Origin of the sequence: Kribbella sp. NPDC050459, from assembly GCF_040655315.1 — a bacterium.
Lineage (GTDB): Bacteria > Actinomycetota > Actinomycetes > Propionibacteriales > Kribbellaceae > Kribbella.
Genome location: NZ_JBFAJQ010000005.1, coordinates 414,608 through 432,953 on the forward strand (window position 1 = coordinate 414,608; position 18,346 = coordinate 432,953).

General features: G+C 70.9%; 17 protein-coding genes. 6 read left to right on the top strand and 11 right to left on the bottom strand.

Annotation, left to right across the window (positions count from 1 at the left end):
• Positions 1-62: 62 nt before the first annotated feature.
• From disA to AB0I12_RS20835, 9 genes are all read right to left on the bottom strand, one after another.
• Positions 63-1,157, bottom strand: coding sequence for a DNA integrity scanning diadenylate cyclase DisA (gene disA / locus AB0I12_RS20795; protein ID WP_355694744.1), 1,095 nt, complete (start codon positions 1,155-1,157; stop codon positions 63-65).
• Between the two features lie 178 nt (positions 1,158-1,335).
• Positions 1,336-2,274: a beta-ketoacyl-ACP synthase III gene (locus AB0I12_RS20800; protein WP_359932003.1), complete on the bottom strand. Its 939-nt coding sequence runs from the start codon at positions 2,272-2,274 to the stop codon at positions 1,336-1,338.
• 129 nt (positions 2,275-2,403) lie between these two features.
• On the bottom strand, positions 2,404-3,804 hold the full coding sequence (radA, locus tag AB0I12_RS20805; protein ID WP_359932006.1) for a DNA repair protein RadA: 1,401 nt from the start codon (positions 3,802-3,804) through the stop codon (positions 2,404-2,406).
• A 9-nt stretch (positions 3,805-3,813) separates the two neighbouring features.
• Positions 3,814-5,088, bottom strand: coding sequence for a hypothetical protein (locus AB0I12_RS20810; protein ID WP_359932008.1), 1,275 nt, complete (start codon positions 5,086-5,088; stop codon positions 3,814-3,816).
• Positions 5,085-6,857 (bottom strand): ABC transporter permease subunit, encoded by a 1,773-nt coding sequence (locus AB0I12_RS20815; protein WP_359932011.1) that lies wholly within the window; start codon positions 6,855-6,857, stop codon positions 5,085-5,087. Before AB0I12_RS20815 ends, AB0I12_RS20810 begins: the two co-directional genes overlap by 4 nt.
• A complete protein-coding gene (locus tag AB0I12_RS20820) occupies positions 6,857-8,104 on the bottom strand; it encodes an ABC transporter substrate-binding protein (protein WP_359932014.1) in 1,248 nt (415 codons plus the stop codon). Before AB0I12_RS20820 ends, AB0I12_RS20815 begins: the two co-directional genes overlap by 1 nt.
• On the bottom strand, positions 8,094-8,645 hold the full coding sequence (locus AB0I12_RS20825) for a hypothetical protein (protein WP_359932017.1): 552 nt from the start codon (positions 8,643-8,645) through the stop codon (positions 8,094-8,096). Before AB0I12_RS20825 ends, AB0I12_RS20820 begins: the two co-directional genes overlap by 11 nt.
• A gap of 89 nt (positions 8,646-8,734) precedes the next feature.
• Positions 8,735-9,430 (bottom strand): class I SAM-dependent methyltransferase, encoded by a 696-nt coding sequence (locus AB0I12_RS20830; RefSeq protein ID WP_359932020.1) that lies wholly within the window; start codon positions 9,428-9,430, stop codon positions 8,735-8,737.
• A gap of 4 nt (positions 9,431-9,434) precedes the next feature.
• Positions 9,435-10,634 (bottom strand): MFS transporter, encoded by a 1,200-nt coding sequence (locus AB0I12_RS20835; RefSeq protein WP_359932023.1) that lies wholly within the window; start codon positions 10,632-10,634, stop codon positions 9,435-9,437.
• 90 nt (positions 10,635-10,724) lie between these two features.
• On the opposite strand from AB0I12_RS20835, the gene AB0I12_RS20840 reads away from it, so the two are divergent.
• Positions 10,725-12,149, top strand: coding sequence for a family 20 glycosylhydrolase (locus AB0I12_RS20840; RefSeq protein ID WP_359932026.1), 1,425 nt, complete (start codon positions 10,725-10,727; stop codon positions 12,147-12,149).
• A gap of 192 nt (positions 12,150-12,341) precedes the next feature.
• Positions 12,342-13,865, top strand: a complete 1,524-nt coding sequence (locus AB0I12_RS20845) for a wax ester/triacylglycerol synthase family O-acyltransferase (protein WP_359932029.1) — start codon at positions 12,342-12,344, stop codon at positions 13,863-13,865.
• A gap of 1 nt (position 13,866) precedes the next feature.
• On the opposite strand, the gene AB0I12_RS20850 is transcribed toward AB0I12_RS20845, so the two are convergent.
• Complete coding sequence (locus tag AB0I12_RS20850; protein WP_359932032.1) at positions 13,867-14,499, bottom strand: VOC family protein; 633 nt, start codon at positions 14,497-14,499, stop codon at positions 13,867-13,869.
• Between the two features lie 55 nt (positions 14,500-14,554).
• Positions 14,555-15,295: a hypothetical protein gene (locus tag AB0I12_RS20855; RefSeq protein WP_359932035.1), complete on the bottom strand. Its 741-nt coding sequence runs from the start codon at positions 15,293-15,295 to the stop codon at positions 14,555-14,557.
• Between the two features lie 73 nt (positions 15,296-15,368).
• On the opposite strand from AB0I12_RS20855, the gene AB0I12_RS20860 reads away from it, so the two are divergent.
• The 4 genes from AB0I12_RS20860 to AB0I12_RS20875 are packed head-to-tail and all read left to right on the top strand — an operon-like array spanning position 15,369 to position 18,316.
• Positions 15,369-16,301: a Ppx/GppA phosphatase family protein gene (locus AB0I12_RS20860; protein WP_359932038.1), complete on the top strand. Its 933-nt coding sequence runs from the start codon at positions 15,369-15,371 to the stop codon at positions 16,299-16,301.
• A gap of 4 nt (positions 16,302-16,305) precedes the next feature.
• Positions 16,306-17,160 carry a sugar phosphate isomerase/epimerase family protein gene (locus AB0I12_RS20865; protein WP_359932041.1) on the top strand — a complete coding sequence of 285 codons (855 nt, stop codon included), beginning with the start codon at positions 16,306-16,308 and terminating at the stop codon, positions 17,158-17,160.
• Positions 17,157-17,747 carry a TetR family transcriptional regulator gene (locus AB0I12_RS20870; RefSeq protein ID WP_359932044.1) on the top strand — a complete coding sequence of 197 codons (591 nt, stop codon included), beginning with the start codon at positions 17,157-17,159 and terminating at the stop codon, positions 17,745-17,747. The genes AB0I12_RS20865 and AB0I12_RS20870 overlap by 4 nt, the downstream gene beginning before the upstream one ends.
• A complete protein-coding gene (locus tag AB0I12_RS20875) occupies positions 17,747-18,316 on the top strand; it encodes an HDIG domain-containing metalloprotein (protein WP_359932047.1) in 570 nt (189 codons plus the stop codon). Before AB0I12_RS20870 ends, AB0I12_RS20875 begins: the two co-directional genes overlap by 1 nt.
• Positions 18,317-18,346 lie beyond the last annotated feature (30 nt).

The following is an 18,346-nucleotide window of genomic DNA, read 5'->3' on the forward strand; positions in this document are numbered from 1 at the left end:
GCAGGAATGCAAGACGCCCCCGGTTCTTTCACGAACCGGAGGCGTCGAGTGACAGTCAGTGGTTAGACGTAGCGCTCCAAGATGCTGGACTCGGCCAGCCGGGACAGGCCCTCGCGAACCGTGCGGGCCCGGTTCTCGCCGACGCCCTCGACCGTCTGCAGGTCGTCGATGCTTGCCGCGAGCAACTTCTGGAGGTGGCCGAAGTGGTCGATCAGCCGGTCGATCACGGCGCCCGGCAGCCGCGGCACCTTGGCCAGCAGGCGGTAGCCGCGCGGGGTGACCGCCGCGTCCAGCTGCTCGGCGCCGCCGAGCTGCAGCGCCCGGGCGACCTGGCCGATGTCCAGCAGGTCGGTCGGGCTCACGGCGTCCAGCTCGAGCAGGACGTCGTCCGCGGTCTTGGGCCGGCGACCCGTGGCCGGCGGCAGGTAGTCGCGGACGACCAGCTCACGTTCACCGGCCACGCCCGCGACGAGCTCGTTGAGCTGCAGAGTGAGCAGCCGGCCGTCGGTGCCGAGCTCGACGACGTACCCGTCGATCTCGGTGGCGATCCGGCGGACCATCTCCAGCCGCTGCGCGACCGCGGCCACGTCCCGGACCGTGACCAGGTCCTCGATCTCGAGCGCGGACAGGGTGCCGGACACCTCGTCGAGGCGCAGCTTGTAGCGCTCGAGGGTGGCCAGGGCCTGGTTGGCGCGGGACAGGATCGCGCCGGAGTCCTCGAGCACGTACCGCTGGTCGTCGACGTACAGCGCGATGATGTGCATCGACTGCGACACCGAGATCACCGGGAACCCGGTCTGCCGCGCGACGCGGTCCGCGGTGCGGTGCCGGGTGCCGGTCTCCTGGGTGACGATCGACGGATCCGGCATCAGGTGCACGGCCGCCTGGATCAGCCGGGTGGCGTCCCGGTCCAGGACGATCGCGCCGTCCATCTTGCTGAGCTCGCGCAACCCGGTCGCGGTGAACTCGACGTCGATCTCGAAGCCGCCGGTGGAGATCGCGTCCACGGCCTTGTCGTGTCCGAGCACGATCAGCGCGCCGGTCCGGCCGCGCAGGATCCGTTCCAGGCCTTCGCGTAGTTCGGTACCGGGCGCCACTGCCGCGAGCGTCGCGCGGAGCCGGGCGCCGGTGCTGTTCTTGTCCGTGTTCGCCGCCACGGAACCTGAGTCTATGCGGTCCGGCGCGTGCCGACGCGCCGATATCCGCAGGCTCGTCCGGTCCGGCCGCCGCCAATCGGCGAGCGGCCGCGAATGCGCGTGCACCCGCCCGTGCATCGGACCGTGCAGTCCCTGTTTCCCGCGTGGATCAGGCGTCGGAAAGCCGACGCCTGTCACGTCAGGGGCAGCGGATGACCTGACCGGCGTACGACAGGCCGCCGCCGAATCCGAACAGCAGCACCGGCGCGCCGGACGGGATCTCGCGCTTCTCGACCAGTTTCGACAACGCGATCGGGATGCTCGCGGCCGAGGTGTTGCCCGACTCCACGACATCCTTGGCGACCACCGCGTTGACCGCGCCGAGGCGCTTGGCGAGCGGCTCGATGATCCGCAGGTTGGCCTGGTGCAGGACGACGCCGCCGAGCTCCTCCGGCTTCAGGCCGGCCTTCTCGCAGACCTGCTTGGCGATCTCCGGCAGCTGCGTGGTGGCCCAGCGGAAGACGCTCAGCCCCTCCTGCTGGAACGGGCCCTCGCGCCCTTCGATGCGGACCGCGTCGGACATCTCCGGGACCGAACCCCAGACCACCGGACCGACGCCCGGGTCCTCGTCGGCGACCAGGATCGCGGCGCCCGCGCCGTCGCCGATCAGCACGCAGGTGGTGCGGTCGGTCCAGTCCGTCCAGTCGCTCAGCTTCTCGACGCCGATCACCAGCGCCTTGGAGGCGGCGCCGGCCCGGATCGCCTGGTCGGCGGTGGCCAGCGCGTACGCGAAGCCCGAGCACGCGGTGTTCAGGTCGATGGCGGCCGGGTTGCCGAGGCCGAGCCGGGCGGCGACCCGGGCCGCGATGTTCGGCGACCGGTCGATCGCGGTGCAGGTGGCGACCACCACGTAGTCGATCTCGGTGATGTCCAGGCCGGCGTTCGCGATCGCCTTGTCGGCGGCGCGCCAGGCCATCTCGTCGACCTGCTCGTCCGGGGCCGCGATCCGGCGCTCGCGGATGCCGACCCGGCTCTGGATCCACTCGTCGTTGGTCTCGACCATGGTCGCGAGCTCGTCGTTGGTGAGCACCCGTTCCGGCTGGTAGTGGCCGAGCGCGACAACTCTGGATCCGGTCATCAGGTCTCCTGCGGTCATCGACGTACGCCGGTGCTCCACACTGAACCCGGCGAGGGGCGCCCCCAGCGTACGTTCCCGGACCAGCGGCTGGTGATCCCCCATCTCACCTGTGGCGCGCACCACAGGACGTCAGGCGAGACCCGCGGCCATCAGGGCGGAGCGGATATCCGGGGCCGCGAAGGTGCGCAGGCCGTACTTCTTCTGGATGTCCATCGGCTTCACGTCCTTGCTCCGGTTCGGGATGTCGGCGGGGACGATCGCCTTGGTGAACCCGAGCCGGGCCGCTTCCGCGAGCCGCTTCTCCAGGCCGCCGACGCGCCGCACCTCACCGGCCAGGCCGACCTCGCCGATCGCCACCAGGCCGGGGTGGATCGGTTTGTCCATCACCGAGGACGCGACCGCGATCGCGACCGACAGGTCCGCGACCGGCTCGGTGATCTTCACGCCGCCGACGGTGGCCACGTAGACCTCCTGGTCGGCCAGCTTCAGGCCGGCCCGGTTGCCGAGCACGGCGAGCACCATCGCGACCCGGGACGACTCCAGCCCGGACGTGGTCCGGCGCGGCTGCGGTGCGGCGGACGGGCCGACCAGGGCCTGCACCTCGGCCAGCAGCGGCCGGCGGCCCTCCATCATCACCGTCACGCAGGTGCCGGCCACCGGCTCGGCATGCTCGGAGACGAACAACCCGGTCGGGTCGGTGACCTCGACGATGCCGGTGTCGACCATGTCGAAGCAGCCGACCTCGTCCGACGGGCCGAACCGGTTCTTGGTGGCGCGCACCATCCGGAACCCGGAGTGCCGGTCGCCGTCGAAAGCGAGCACCACGTCGACCAGGTGCTCGAGCATCCGCGGGCCGGCGATCGCGCCCTCCTTCGTGACGTGGCCGACCAGCACGACCGCGATGTGCCGCTCCTTCGCGAGCCGGACGAGCGCGCCGGTGACCTCGCGGACCTGCGTCACGCCGCCCGGTGCGCCGTCGACCTCCGGGTGCGCCATGGTCTGCACCGAGTCGATCACCAGGAACGACGGCTCGACCGCGTCGACCTGGCCGACCACCGCACCCAGGTCGGTCTCGGCGGCCAGGAACAGGTCGTCGACGAGCGCGTCGGTCCGGCCGGCCCGGAGCCGCACCTGCGCGGCCGACTCCTCGCCGGACACGTAGAGCGTGCGCTGACCGCCGCGGGCCGACTGCGCCGCGACCTCCAGCAGCAGGGTGGACTTGCCGACGCCCGGCTCACCGGCGAGCAGGATCACGGCGCCCGGCACGACACCGCCGCCGAGCACCCGGTCGAGCTCGCCGATCCCGGTCGGCCGGGACTCGGCCTCGATCGCGGACACCTTGGCGATCGGCATCGCCGGCGACGTCACCGGGCCGGCGGTGATCCGCGCGGCCTTCGGCGCACCGATCTCGGCGACCGTGCCCCAGGCCTGGCACTCGCCGCACCGGCCGATCCAGCGCGCCGAGGTCCAACCGCACTCGGAGCACGCGTACGCCGCCTTGCTCTTCGCCTGAGTCGCCGCCTTCGCCATAGGTCCAACCTATTTGAGCCCGCCGACAAAACGTCTGAAGGCGCGGCGCAGCCAGGTGCGCGGCGTCCGGCGGGGCGGGTCGTCGGGGACGACCGGGAGTTCCGAGGTGCGCCGGGCCGCGTCGAGGTACTTGGTCAGGATCTCGCTCTCCGACGCCCGCAGCATCGAGCTCTGTTCGAGCAGGTCGAGGGCCTTGTCCAGGTCGCCTGCGATCACGGCCGCGGAGCCGAGGTGCTGCAGGCAGCGGGCGTGGCCGTCGCGCTCGTCGACCTCGGCGTACAGGTGGGCGGCGTGCTCCCAGCGACTGCCGGCCTCGTGCGGGTTGCGCCGCATCCAGGCGGCCACGCCCATCAGCTCCAGCGCGTGCGCCTGGCCGCTCAGGTCGCCGGCCGCGGTCGCGCGCGCGAGGGCCGGCCGCAGCTGTTCCAGGGCACCCTCGCCGTCGTACTGGTACAGGTGGACGACGGCGAGGTTGATGGCGATCGCCACGTCCGCCGCGAGGTCCGGACCGGGGCGGGTCAGCCGTGCGTCGTCGAGCCGGTCGCGGGCGTTCAGGACGGCCTCGTCGCGGTCGCTCCCGGCCGGTGCGCGATCCGCGCGCGCCAGGTGCAGCAGGGCGCGTTCGACCTGGCGTCGCATCTTCAGCGCGGCCGCCGTACGGCCGTGGGCGGCGATGTTGCTCGAGACGCCCAGGCGGGTGGTGGCCGCGTCCAGGTCGCCCAGCATCCGGTACGCCGTCGCGGCGCGCGCCGCTGCCAGCTCGGCGAGACCACGGCGGCCACTGGCCTCGGCCGTCGTGGTGAGGAGCTCACTCAGTTGGAGCAACGCGTCCGGATCGGGGCGTCGTACGTACCAGGCCTCGAGGGCGTCGCAGATCCGGGCGAAGTCGTCGACGGCCGCGTTCTGCGCCTTCTCGTTGGCGAGCAGCTCACGCAGCCCGTCCTCGTGCAGCGTGAACCACTCGGCCGCGGCCATGCCGCCGGCGTCGGTCCCGAGCGCGATCATCCACTGCTCGGCCTCTTCGGCGGCCGCGTGCAGCGGGGTCGCGGCCTGCTGCCGGCGCTGGTGCGCGCGTCGACGGCGCGCTCGCAGCCGAAGGTAGGAGATGACGACGAGCAGACCAGCCACGGAGTAGCCGACCCACTGGACGATGCCGCGCTGCCCGAGGCTCTGGTTCAGCAGTTGTGAGGTGAGGTCGGTGAGCAGCGCGGACGCCACACCGCCGACCACGAGGGAGAATTCTTGGATCCGCGACGGCTCGTCTTGCTCCTTCTCCTCGCTCATGGGCGGCTCCCTGTCGTCAGCCCGCGGACGACGATCCGCCAGAACGACAACATCAGCACCACAGGGACGACCGACGCGACAACAGCTGCAGCGGCGACCGGTCCGCTCGACGTGGAGAACTGTCGCGCCTCACCCCACAGCACCAGCGACAGCGGCGTCGTGCCCGGGCCGCTGATCAGGAACCCGACGATGAAGTCGTTCCACACCAGCGCGAACTCCAGCACCGCAACAGCAACCAGTGCGGGCCGGTATGTCCGCTGCACAGTCGCCAGTACGGCGCTTTGACGCGCTGGACCCTGCAACGCCTCGGACACCAGTGCGGGCGGTGCGGACGCGAAGGCGGACCTCAACAGCAGTACGGCGAACGGCAGACCAGCAGCCGCATGTACCAGGGCCAGCGCGACCCGGGACCCAGCCAGGCCGGCTGTGTCGATCGCGTCCCGCAGCGGTGCGGCGTACATCTGCACCGGTGTCACGGCCAGTACGACGAACACGCCCATCGCGATCCGCCCGAGCCGCGTCGGCAGACCGCCCCACGCGACCAGATAGGCCGTTGGTACGGCGATCACGAGCAGGACCGCTGTCGCCGCGGCCGCGATGACCAGCGTGGACAGCAGCGCCCGGAACAGCCCGACGTTCGCCGCTGCTCCGAACGACGAGAACCCGAGACCCGAGAACGACCACCAGCCGTGGAGCCCTGCCTCCCGTGGCGAGTGCAACGCCGTGGCGACGAGCACGACGGCCGGGAAGATCCACACCAGCGCGACGGCGAACCCGATGAACCACCCGAACCGCCGCACCACCCTGGTGGGCTTCGGACGCCCAAGCGACGGATCCGGCCGTACGACGGTCACCGGCATCGCCCACCGGCGCCGCCGCAGCCCGCGGACGCCGATCAGCCCGACCGCCGCGACGATCGCGAACAGGACGACGCCGAGGGCCGCCGTACGCCCGGAATTGCCGCCTGTGGTGGTGGCCCGCCACCAGTTCAGCCCCAGCACGTCGGCCGACCTCTGCATGGATCCCGGTACGACGATGAGCACCAGGTCGAACACCCGCACCGCCGCGATGACCAGCGTCAGCGTGATCACCCCGGTGATGGGACGCAGCAGCGGAATCTCCAACGCCCGCACCCGTCGCCAGCCGCGCACGCCTTCAGCGGTGATCGCGCGGGTCACGTCGTCGGGGATCGCGTCCAGGCCGGCGCGAAACAGCGAGACGACGTACCCGAGCCATGTCCAGCCGAACGCCGACACCAGGACCAGCCAGAACAGGCCGGGGCCCAACCACACCGGACTGGAGCCGAACAGCCGGGTCGCGACGGCCGTGATCGTCCCGCGCTCCGGAGTCGGGTCGAAGATCAGCCGGAAGGTCGCACCGGACACCAGGATCGACACGGCGAACGGAATGACCAGCGCGGGCTGGAGGAACGTCGTGACCGCCGGGAGCCGATAGCTCAACAAGGCCAGGAGGAACCCGACGCCCACCGTCCCGAACGCGACCAGCATCCACAACAGACTGTTGCCAACGGCATGCAAGGCGGACGGGTCGCCCATCACCGCGAAGTTGCCGAGACCGAAACCGCCGTCGGTCCGGAACGCCGTCACCACGGTCACGCCGATCGGTATCAGCAGCAGGCAGCTCAGCAACAACGCCGGCAGCCCCAAGAGATACGGGCCGGCGGGACGGCGCGGTCTGCCTTGGACCGGCCGGCCGGTGATCTCCCGGCCGACGACCTCGAGTGACAGGCCGTTGGTGTGCAGGCCCATCAGCTCTCCTCCACCTTCCGCAGCTCGGCCATCGCGTCGTCCACCGCGTCCGGTACGACGGCCCCGGGCCGGCCGACCGCGATCAGGAAGTCGGTCAGGACGCGCCACAGACCGTTGATGTCGCCGATGCGCCCGAGCTGGTCGGACAGGTCGAACCGCAGTTGCTCTCCGGGCTTGGTGAGCTGCTCTGCCAGCCGGGTGAGCTCGGGGGAGTATCCACTGGTCCGGCCGTCGATCAGGAACCCGCCCTCCGCGATCCAGGGGTCTGCCGCGGTCGGCGCGGACAGCCGGCGGACCAGGTCGCGGGCGTCCTCCGTGGTCGGCTTCGGCAGCACCATCACGTCACCTCCGACGACCACAGGGGCCGCAGCTCCTGCAGTCATGGGAGGGAACGTGAAAAGCCCTATGTCGTCAGAGTCTGCGGCAAACGAGCGCACCACCGGCTCGGCGAAGTCGGACGCGAGCACCATGGCGGCCCTGCGATGCCCGAAGACCTCCACCAGTGCATCCGGGAACTGCTGGACGAGCGACTCCTTCACACCGCCGGCCAGGACACCGGGCGCCGACCACATCGTGCCCAGCAACCGGAGCGCCGCTGCGACCTCCGGGTGTTGCGACGGACGCGGGTCGGTCGCTGTCGCGAGTCCGGCGTACACGGACGGCGCGTTACCCAGCAGGATGTTCTCCAAGAAGTCCGTCAGCACCCATCCGTCACCTGCGGCCAGCGACAACGGTGTGACACCGGCCTTGATCAGTGTCTGGTTCAGCGTCAGCCACTCGCTCCACAGCCGCGGCGGTTCGACGCCTGCCTGGCGGAACACCGACGGCCGGTACCAGACCGCTGACTTGTGCGCCGTCTTGAACGGCACGCCGTACGTCGTTCCCTCGTGGACCAGGAGCTCTTTCCAGAGGCGTGCGCGGCCGAGCTGTGCGATGTCGTCGGGGACCGGCTCCAGGTCGGCCAGGTGCCGCGGGACCAGACCTGGCTGCGGCAGCATGACGATGTCCGGTCTGCGGGTGGAGCGGGCGCCGAAGGCGGTGGAGATGTCGTCGCCGAGCGGCACGACCTCGACCGGGTAGTCCAACGCACCCAGGCCGTCCAACACCTGGTGAAACGCGCGCAGCTCCTCACCGCTCCAGCTGACCGCCACCCGGACCGCGCGCCGCAGTCCCAGTACGTCGCTCGAACATCCGGTCAGCAGAAGCGTTGCCGCTGCCCCCAGGAACACTCGGCGGCTACTCGGCATCGACGAATCCCGCCGTACGCGCCGCGCTGGTCGTGATGAGCAGCAGAGCGGCTGAGGCGAGGTCGGGGTTGGGCCGCAGCGACAGCAGGGATCCCCAGGTCGGCAGGCCGTTCGCGTCCTCCAGCACGATCGCGCGAGGGTACGCGCCGAGCGCGCGGGCCACTCCGGCCAGGCGGCGACGGCCGGGCGTGATCTCGTACGGGTAGCGGTCCAGGACGTCCTCGAGACCACAGCCGACGGCCTTGACCAGACTCGCTTCCCGGGCAGCTTGTTTGGTGACCTGCTGCGAGGTGCGGTGTCCGTGCATCACGTTGTCGAGCACAGTGAGGTGGGGGAGCAGACCGCCTTCCGCGGGCACCAGCCGGACCGCTCCGCCGGCCAGGACCAGCGCTCCGGGCGGTGGTTCGTCCAGTCCGGTCACGACATCGGCCAGCCTGCGACGGTCGGTTGCCTGAGGCACCACCACCGCACGCTGCTCACCGACATCGACCCGGAGCCTTTCCGGCAACCCAGGCACCCGTTCGAGCAGCAGTCCGTCCATCCGTGCCTGGCGCCTCCCCAGAAAGCCCCGTCCAGTGGTTCGTCAACCCTATGAGGCGGCGAGGTCCGTGCGCAGGCGCCCGAGTGTCGTCAGTAGCTCCGGCTCCAGAGGTTGATCGCGTAGTCGACCTCGACGCCCGTGTGCGACGCGAGGATCCGCCGGGCGTCCTTCGGGGTGAACTCGATCTTCACCACCGCCTCCAGGTCGGCGCGGGTCTCGAACCGCCAGCCCATGTCGAGCGCCGTCCGGTGCCAGCCGCGGTCCGCCCAGAACCGCTCCACCTCGGGCGGCTTGATCATCGGGTACGACGTCCTGAACCACTCGCCGAACGTCGAACGGCTCCCGTCGTTGTCGATCACGAACGCGGTCCCGCCGCGGCGCATCACCCGGTCCAGCTCGGCCAGCCCGGGCTCGCAGCCCGGCCCGAAGAAGTACGCCCAGCGCGCGTGCATCACGTCGATCGACGAGTCCGGTACCGGCAGGCGTTGCGCCGTACCCTGCCGTATGTCGACGTTCGGCAGCGCGCTCGCCCGCCGCCGGGCCGCGTCGGCGAGTGTTCCGTGCGGCTCGACGCCGATCACGCGTGCGGCGGTCGCCGCGAACATCGGCAGGTGGAAGCCCGTGCCGCAGCCGATGTCGAGCACGGTCGCGCCGGCCCAGTCGCGGATCGCCCGCATCGCCGGTTCGATCACGCCGTTCGGGTCGACCGCGCGGTTCTCGACCTCGTACACCTTCGGGTGGTGCCAGATGTTCGGGCTCGGGATCCCGCCTTCCGCGATGCTCACACCGCTAGACCCTAGCCATTGCCTGTTTGGTCGTCGCGGCGAGCAGGGCGGCCGGAACGAGCAGGATGCCGCAGAAGACCGCCAGCCAGTGGAAGCCGAGATAGGCGAGGACCGGGCCGGCAGCCGTGCCCGAAAGGGAAGCCAGGACGCCCATGGTGAGATCCGACAGGCCCTGTGCCGACGTACGGATGTCGTCCGGGACCGACCGCGACAGCAGCGTCGACCCGGCGACCAGGCAGGCCGACCAGCCGAGACCCAGCGTGAACAACGCGAGTCCGGTCAGCGCATGCGCATCGTCCGGCGCGACCGCGGCCAGCATCATCGCCACGGCCAGTACGCCGAGGCCGATGCCGATCGTGGGGATCCGGCCGAGCCGGTCCGCCAGCCAGCCGGTCAGCGGCGACAGGGCGTACATGCCGGCCACGTGACCGCTGATGACGAAGCCGACGATGGTCAGCGAGGCGCCGTGGTGGCGCAGGTGCACCGACGTCATCGACATCACGCCGACCATCACCGCATGCGCCGTCGCGATCGCCAGCAGGCCCAGCCGCGCGTGCGGGATGCTCAACACCTGGCGGAACGTGTCCCCGAGGGGCTGACGCTCCACCTTGGCGGGCCGCACCTGGCTGCGCATCCCGACCCACACCGTGGCTGAGCTGAGGCCGAAGGCGACGACCGAGAACACGTACGGCCCGGCCAGCGCCAGGATGCCGAGCGACGTCCCGACCGAGCCGCCGACACCGGTCAGGTTCGGTCCGACGATGACTCCGATCGTGGTTGCCCACACGACCAGTCCGAGCGACCTGGCGATCCGGCTGGGCTCCGCGTTGTCCGTTGCGGCGTACCGGGACTGCAGGTTGGAAGCCGAGCCGCTGCCGAACAGACAGCCGGCAGCCAGCAGCAGTGCGAGTGAACCGATCTGCGCGGCGACGATCGTCAGCGCGGCGCCGACGAACGCGATGAGGTAGCCGAGCGACAGCGAGACCCTTCGGCCGGAGGTGCGGGCAAGGCCGGCCAGGGGGACCGCCAGGACGGCTGCGCCCAGCGTGGTCGAGGTGGCGACCAGGCCCGCGAGTGACGTCGAGCCGGAGACGTTCTCCGCCAGCAGCGCGGCTACCGCGAAACCGCTGGCTGTCGCGACGCCGCCGAGCGCGTTGCTCGCCACCAGGACCCGGAGAGTTGTCCGCTGCTGCTCGCTCGTCACGGGCAAACCCTCTCATGAACCTGACAGGGAAGCCGCTTATAGGATCGTCCTGACATAAATCGACCCGCGCTGCTTCCCCCTGGAGTCCGGATGTCCGACATCGCGATCGTTCCTGCCCCGCGCGAACTCACCGTCCACGACGGCCGCTGGGTGACCGCCGACCCGCTCGGCGAGGCCGTCCGGGACGTCGTCGGGAACCTCGGCGCCGCCGAGTACCGGATCGAGATCACCGGCGAGGGCGCCCGGCTGACGGCCGGCTCCGAGGACGCACTGCGGCACGCCGAGACGACGTACGCCCAGCTCGTCGAGGCCGCCGAGCCGGCCGGCGGCGGCCAGGTCGCCGTACCGCTGGCGCACGTCGCGGACGCGCCGCGGTTCGGCTGGCGCGGCATGATGCTCGACGTCGCGCGGCACTTCATGCCCAAGGAGTTCGTGCTCCAGATCATCGACGTCCTCGCGCTGCACCGGCTGAACGTGCTGCACTTCCACCTCACCGACGACCAGGGCTGGCGGGTCGAGATCGAGGCCTACCCGCGGCTCACCGAGGTCGGCGCGTGGCGGGCCGAGAGCATGGTCGGCAGGATGTCGCCCGGCCAGACCGAGTTCGAGTACGACGGGACGCGGCACGGCGGGTTCTACACCAAGGCCGACCTCCGCGAGATCGTCGCGTACGCCGCGGAGCGCGGCATCACCGTCGTCCCCGAGATCGACCTGCCGGGGCACATGCAGGCCGCGATCGCGGCGTACCCCGAGCTGGGGAACCATCCCGACCAGCAGCTGTCCGTGCGGCAGGTCTGGGGGATCAGCGACGACGTGTTGAACGTCAACGACGCGACGGTCGAGTTCGTGAAGACCGTGCTGCGTGAGGTGCTGGACATCTTCCCCGGCGAGTACGTCCACCTGGGCGGGGACGAATGCCCGTCGGTGCAGTGGGCCGAGTCGGACGAGGCGCAGAAGCGGCAGGCCGAGCTGGGGCTGGACGAGCCGGGGCAACTGCAGGGCTGGTTCACCGCGCAGGTCGCGGAGGTCCTGGCCGAGGAGGGCCGCCGGCTGGTCGGATGGGACGAGATGGTCGAGACCGACTGCCCCAAGGACGCGGTCATCATGGCGTGGCGGAGCGCCCAGCGCGGCGAGGTCGCGGCGAAGGCCGGGCACCAGGTCGTGATGGCGCCGTGCGAGTCGGTGTACTTCGACTACTACCAGGGCGACCCCGCGACCGAGCCGCTGGCGATCGGCGGCAACATCCCGCTGGAGAAGGTGTACGACTTCGAGGTGATCCCGGCGGCGCTGTCCGACGCGGAGAAGGCGCTGGTCATCGGCACCCAGTGCCAGATCTGGACCGAGTACATGGAGGGCCCGGAGCAGGTCGGCTACATGCTGCTGCCCCGGCTGTCCGCCTTCGCCGAACGCGCCTGGGGCTCCCCGAAGGTCTCGTACGACGAGTTCCTCGGCCGGCTCCGCCCGCACCTCAAGCGCATCGAGGCCCTCGGCCTCAACCATCGCCCCCTCGACTAGCCACCCCACCACCCACCGCCCCGCCAGGGCGACTTTGTGCACCCGATCCGTGGTTTTCGGGGCGGGGGGCGCGGATCTGGTGCACAAGGTGGTGGATCGAGCGGATTGTTGTCGGGCGGGGTGGGGTGTGGACGGGGTGGGGCCCGGCCGCGACGATGGGTCGGGGGGACCAGATCGGGAGCGGAGGGGCGCATGACCGCGGTGGGGCCGCTGGATGCGATGTTCCTTGGCGGGGAGACCCGGGAGCAGCCGATGCATGTCGGCGGGCTGATGCTGTTCGAGCTTCCGGAGGGGGCCGGGCGGGACCACGTGTTCCCGGAGTCGTCGCGGGACTTCGTGTCGCGGCTGTACCACGAGATCGTGGCGGCGCCGGAGGTCAACCCGCTGTTCGCCCGCCGGGTGCGGAACCGGCCCGTCGACCTCGGCTACTGGTCCTGGGAGCAGGACGACGAGATCGACCTGGAGTACCACGTCCGGCTGTCCGCGCTGCCGCGGCCCGGACGGTTCCGCGAGCTGTTCGAACTCACCGGCCGCCTGCACGGAACCCTCCTCGACCGGCACCGCCCGCTGTGGGAGATGCACCTGATCGACGGCGTCGAGAGCCGCCGGTTCGCGATCTACAGCAAGATCCACCACTCGATGATCGACGGCGTCACCGCACTGTGCTGGATGCAGGACACCCTCACCACCGACCCGACCCGCACAGGTATGCCGGCCACCTACGCCCTGCCGGCCGGGGGAGAGAAGCCGGTCCGCGGCGAAGGCGCCGGACCGAGGGTCGGCTACGGGGTCGCGCCTGGTGCGGCCCGCCCCGGGCTCGGTGCTGCCACAGGAGGGGCGTTGGGTGGGCTGCCGAATCCTGCGGGGTTGCTTGCTGCTCTCGGTCGCGTGCCTGGGCGCACGCTCGGTGCCGCTGCGCAGCGAGCCGGCGCCGCCGGGCACCTGCTGGCGGAACTGGCCGGACTCCCCGCCGCCGGACTCAAAGGGCTGCTGGAGTCGACGGTGCCGTTCCAGGCGCCGCGGACGATTTTCAACCAGCCGATCACCGGCGCGCGCCGGTTCGCGGCGCAGTCGTGGCCGATCGAGCGGCTGGAGAAGGTCCGGGCGATCACCGGTGCGACGCTCAACGACGTCCTGCTGGCGATGTGTTCCGGGGCCTTGCGCAACTATCTGCTCGAGCAGAACGCCCTGCCTGACAAGGGGCTGACGGCGATGGTGCCGGTCTCCTTGCGGACCAAGGACGACGCCCCCGGAGGCGGCAACTCGCTCGCCACCCTGATCGCCGACCTCGCCACCGACGAGGCCGTCCCCGAGCGCCGGATCCACCGGATCATGGCGTCGACCGCGCACGCCAAGCGCGTCCTGTCCGGCCTCAGCCCGCTGCAGAACCTGATCGTCGGCGCGCTGGGCTTCGGCGTCGCCGGTCCTGCCGCGATCCTTCCCGGAGTGGCCGGCCGCACGACGCCGCCGTACAACGTGGTCATCTCGAACGTGCCGGGCCCCGCCGACAGCCCGCTCTACTGGAACGGCTCACGCCTGCTCGGGATGTATCCGGCGAGCATCGTCCTGAACGGCCAGGCGCTGAACATCAGCGTCACCAGCTACGCGCATGAGCTGCACTTCGGCCTGGTCGGCTGCCGCCGCACCGTCCCGCACCTGCAGCGCCTGCTCGGCCACCTGGAAACCTCCTTGGTCGACCTGGAGATCCTCCACTGACTCAGATGCGGACCGGGCCGTTCGGCGTGCTGAAGGTGGCTGCGACCAGGCCGGGCTGACCGTTCGGGCCGGCCCAGGTGACGTCGAGGTCGTCGAGCAGATGGTCGGCGGAGTGGCCGATCCAGTCGGTGACCCGGGACGGGTCGCCGGCGATCTCCAGGCCGGTGAGCTCGAGGTCCTTGCCGCCGATCGACGGGTGCTCGGCGAGGTCGTCCCAGTGGATGAAGAACGGCAGCTGCGGGTCCGCGATCAGGCCCTTCACGCCGATCTGCCGCCAGGTCAGGTTCACCCCGTCCGGCCGGTGCCGGTTGCCGGGCACCGCCTGCCGCCCGAGGCGCTTCTCCATCGCTTCCATGTCGCGGACCGCGACCACCCAGCCCAGCCAGCCGCCGCCGAGCTCCTTGCGGGCCCGGACCGCCTGCCCGAACGGCGCCTTGTCCGACGCCGGGTGGTCGAGCACGTCGACCACCTCGATGTACCGGTCGTTCTCCAGCGGCAGGATGTGGTTGACGGTGCCGAACCGCGGGTGCACCCCGCCGTCCAGGAACTCGGCGCCGAGCAGCGCGGACAGCCGCTCGACCGTGGCCGCACAGCCATCGGGTCCGCACGCGTACGACAGATGATCCAGACGCATGTCAGTCATTGTTACGTCTCGCACCGACAGCCGACACACCCAGGGTGTGTCGGCGCTATTTCGAGGCGGGGTGCGGCAGCAACGGCCGCGCGGCCTCCAGGCGCTGCCGGCACAGGTCGGCGAGGACGTCGTACGCCTTCACGCCCATCAACGTCTGCAGCTCCACCTTGCTGGACTCGAACACCGGCTCGACGGCGATGTGCGCCTCGGTATTACCGGTGCAGTACCAGTCCAGGTCGTGCCCGCCCGGACCCCAGCCGCGGCGGTCGTACTCCCCGATGCCGACCTCGGTGTACGTCGTACCGTCCGGCCGCTCGACCTCGCGGAACGTCCGCCGGATCGGCAGCTGCCAGCACACGTCCGGTTTGGTCTCGACGAAATGGATGCCGCGCTTCAGCGCCAGCCCGTGCAGCGCGCAGCCGGCGCCGCCGGGGAAGCCCGGCCGGTTCAGGAAGATGCACGCACCCTCCCAGACCCGGGTCTTGCGCTCGCCCTCGTCGTCGGTCTCGACCCAGCCGTTGTTCCGGCCCTCCTTGCGGAACTCCCAGTCCTCCTTGCCGAGCTCCTTGACGTACTTCTTCACCCGCTTCTCGTCGTCGGCGTCGGAGAAGTGCGCGCCGAGGGTGCAGCAGCCGTCGTTCGGGCGGCCCTTGTAGATCCCCTGGCAACCGCCGCCGAAGATGCAGCTCCAGTTGGAGGTCAGCCAGGTCAGGTCGCAGCGGAAGACCTGGTCGGGGTCGGCGGGGTCGGTGAACTCGACCCAGGCACGGGGGAAATCGAGAGAAACCTCAGGCACCTGAAAAGCGTACGCGCCGAACCCCCGCATCCGTGAATGCACCGCTTCTCCGGTTGTCCAGTAGCGTGAGGGTATGCGGCTCGGCGTACTCGACGTGGGATCCAACACCGTTCATCTGCTCGTGGTGGACGCGCACCGTGGCGCCGCGCCGCTGCCGGCGTACTCGCACAAGACCGAGCTGCGGCTGGCCGAGCACCTGGACCAGGACGGCCGGATCGCCGAGTCCGGGGTCGACGGGCTGATCGCGTTCACCAAGGAAGCCGTCGTGCTGGCCGAGGACAAGGGCTGCGAGTCGGTGCTCTCGTTCGCGACGTCCGCGCTGCGCGAGGCGCCGAACGGCGAGAAGGTGCTGTGCCGGGTCCGCGACGAGACCGGCGTGGACCTCGAGGTGCTGACCGGTGAGGACGAGGCCCGGTTGACGTTCCTGGCGGTCCGGCGGTGGTTCGGCTGGTCGTCCGGGCGGCTCGCGGTGTTCGACATCGGCGGCGGATCCCTGGAGATCGCGGCCGGGTCGGACGAGCAGCCGACCGTGGCGGAGTCGGTGCAGCTCGGCGCGGGCCGGCTGACCCGCGAGGGGCTGACCACGGATCCGCCGGACAGCGACGAGGTCCGGGCGCTGCGGCGCCGGATCCGGCTCGAGCTGGCCGCGGTCGCCGGTCCGGTCCTGCGGGCCGGTAAGCCGCAGCGTTCCGTGGCCACCAGCAAGACGTTCCGTTCGCTGGCCCGGATCGCCGGCGCGGCCCCGTCCGCCGACGGGCCGTACGTGCCGCGCACGCTGAACCGCGACGATCTGAACGAGTGGATCCCGAAACTGACCAAGATGTCGGCCGCCGAGCGGGCCGCCCTGCCCGGGGTCTCGCCCGGCCGCGCCTCCCAGCTGACCGCCGGCGCGCTGGTCGCGGACGCCGTGATGGACCTCTTCGACCTGCCCGCGCTTGAGGTCTGTCCGTGGGCCCTGCGTGAAGGCGTCATCCTGTCCCGGCTCGACCAGCTGCAACCCCGGTGAACGAATGAACCCCCGTACGACCGCGAAGATCGGCCTGTCCACCGCCTCCGTCTACCCCGAGTCCACCGCCAGCGGCTTCGAACTGGCCGCCCGGCTCGGGTACGACGGCGTCGAGGTGATGGTCGGGATCGATCCGCTCAGCACCCAGATCGACGCGGTCCAGCGCCTCGTCGACTACCACCAGCTGCCGGTGCTCGCGGTCCACGCGCCGTGCCTGCTGATCACCCAGCGGGTCTGGGGGACCGACCCGTGGGGCAAGCTCGAGCGCAGCGCGGAGGCGGCCAAGGACCTCGGCGCCGATGTGGTCGTCGTGCACCCGCCGTTCCGCTGGCAGCGGGAGTACGCGCGCGGGTTCGTCGAGGGCATCGCGCGGCTGGAGGCGGAGACCGGCGTGATCTTCGCGGTCGAGAACATGTACCCGTGGCGGGCGCCGGGCAAGGGCCTGCAGGCGTACGCGCCGAGCTGGGACCCGACCGAGCAGAGCTACGCGCACACCACCCTCGACCTGTCGCACGCGTCCACCGCGGAGCAGGACTGCGTCGAGCTGGCCGCGACGATGGGCAAGAGTCTCACCCACGTGCACCTGACCGACGGCACCGGCTCCGCGAAGGACGAGCACCTGGTGCCGGGCCGCGGCACGCAGCGCGCCGCGGACCTGCTGACCGCCCTGGCCAAGCAGGACTTCCGCGGTCACATCGTCATCGAGATCAACACTCGCCGCGCGGCCAGCCGGTCCGAGCGCGAGATCGACCTGGTCGAGTCGCTGGAGTTCACCCGCAAGCACTTCGTGAAGGCGGTCTCCCGCCGGACGCCGTTCGCGGTCACCCCCGAGGGGGAGATCTCGGAGCTGACTCCGTGACGGTCGCCCGCCGTACGCCGGGACGCCGTCCGGGCGGGCCCGACACCCGGGGCGAGATCCTCCGGGCGGCCCGGGAATCCTTTGCGGACAAGGGATTCGCGGCGACCTCGATCCGTGCGGTCGCGCGCCAGGCCGGTGTCGACGCCGCGCTCGTCCACCACTACTTCGACAGCAAGGACGAGCTGTTCATCGAGGCGATGGCGTTGCCGCTGGATCCGCGGCAGGTGGCCGCGGCGATCCTGGACGGCTCCCGCGAGGACCTCGGCCGCCGGATCGCGACGGTGTTCCTCGGCGTCTGGGAGTCCGACGAGGGGCAGCAGCGGATGAAGGCGATGCTGCGCAGCGTCGTGACCAGCGACGAGGTCGCCCGGATCATGCGCGAGGGGATGACCCGGATGATCCTGGAGCCGGTCTCGCGGTTCATCGACGTCCCGGACGCGAAGCTGCGGGTCGCGCTGATCGCGAGCCACCTGATCGGGCTGGCGCTGACCCGCTACGTGGTCGAGCTCGAGCCGGTGGCCTCGGCCGGCCTGGACGCCCTCGTCGACCGGATCGCGCCGGCCATCCAGCAGTACGTCTCCGGCTGATGGAGATCCCGACCGATCGGGAGATCCGCGCGCTGCACCGCGACCACGCGCCGAGCCGGTCGTCGTTCGAGTTGGTGTACGAGCATTGCCGGCTGGTCTGTTCGGTCGCCTCGCAGTTCTTCGCCGGCCTGGACATCGACGCCGACCTGGTGCGGGCGGGCGCTCTGCTGCACGACATCGGGGTCTACCGCCTGGACTCGACGGCATACGTGCGGCATGGCGTCCTCGGGCACGCAGTGCTCGCGTCGCTGGGGTTCCCGGTCGAGATCTGCCGGTTCGCGTCGTGTCACACCGGCGTCGGGATCACGCGCGAGGACGTCGTACGGCAGGCGCTGCCGATCCCGGTCGACGACTATTTGCCGCGGACGCCCGAGGAGGAACTCGTCCTGTACGCGGACAAGTTCCACAGCAAGCGGCGGCCGCCGGTGTTCCTTTCCGGTGACACCTACGCCGCTGAGGTCGGCCGGTTCGGCGCGGACAAGGTGACGCGCTTCGCGGCGCTGCGGGAGCGGTACGGCGACCCGTCACTGGACGCGCTGAGCCGGGCCACCGGGTACGCCGTCGTCTGAATCTCCCTGTTGCCGTCGGTCCTGGTTCGC

Bases quoted from the DNA above. Each gene is read 5' to 3' on its own strand.
- AB0I12_RS20810 (WP_359932008.1), bottom strand. From the start codon at position 5,088: ATGAGCGAGGAGAAGGAGCAAGACGAGCCGTCGCGGATCCAAGAATTC.
- AB0I12_RS20815 (WP_359932011.1), bottom strand. From the start codon at position 6,857: ATGGGCCTGCACACCAACGGCCTGTCACTCGAGGTCGTCGGCCGGGAG.
- AB0I12_RS20820 (WP_359932014.1), bottom strand. From the start codon at position 8,104: ATGCCGAGTAGCCGCCGAGTGTTCCTGGGGGCAGCGGCAACGCTTCTG.
- AB0I12_RS20865 (WP_359932041.1), top strand. From the start codon at position 16,306: ATGAACCCCCGTACGACCGCGAAGATCGGCCTGTCCACCGCCTCCGTC.
- AB0I12_RS20860 (WP_359932038.1), top strand. From the start codon at position 15,369: ATGCGGCTCGGCGTACTCGACGTGGGATCCAACACCGTTCATCTGCTC.
- radA (WP_359932006.1), bottom strand. From the start codon at position 3,804: ATGGCGAAGGCGGCGACTCAGGCGAAGAGCAAGGCGGCGTACGCGTGC.
- AB0I12_RS20825 (WP_359932017.1), bottom strand. From the start codon at position 8,645: ATGGACGGACTGCTGCTCGAACGGGTGCCTGGGTTGCCGGAAAGGCTC.
- AB0I12_RS20840 (WP_359932026.1), top strand. From the start codon at position 10,725: ATGTCCGACATCGCGATCGTTCCTGCCCCGCGCGAACTCACCGTCCAC.
- AB0I12_RS20875 (WP_359932047.1), top strand. From the start codon at position 17,747: ATGGAGATCCCGACCGATCGGGAGATCCGCGCGCTGCACCGCGACCAC.
- AB0I12_RS20845 (WP_359932029.1), top strand. From the start codon at position 12,342: ATGACCGCGGTGGGGCCGCTGGATGCGATGTTCCTTGGCGGGGAGACC.
- AB0I12_RS20850 (WP_359932032.1), bottom strand. From the start codon at position 14,499: ATGCGTCTGGATCATCTGTCGTACGCGTGCGGACCCGATGGCTGTGCG.
- AB0I12_RS20800 (WP_359932003.1), bottom strand. From the start codon at position 2,274: ATGACCGGATCCAGAGTTGTCGCGCTCGGCCACTACCAGCCGGAACGG.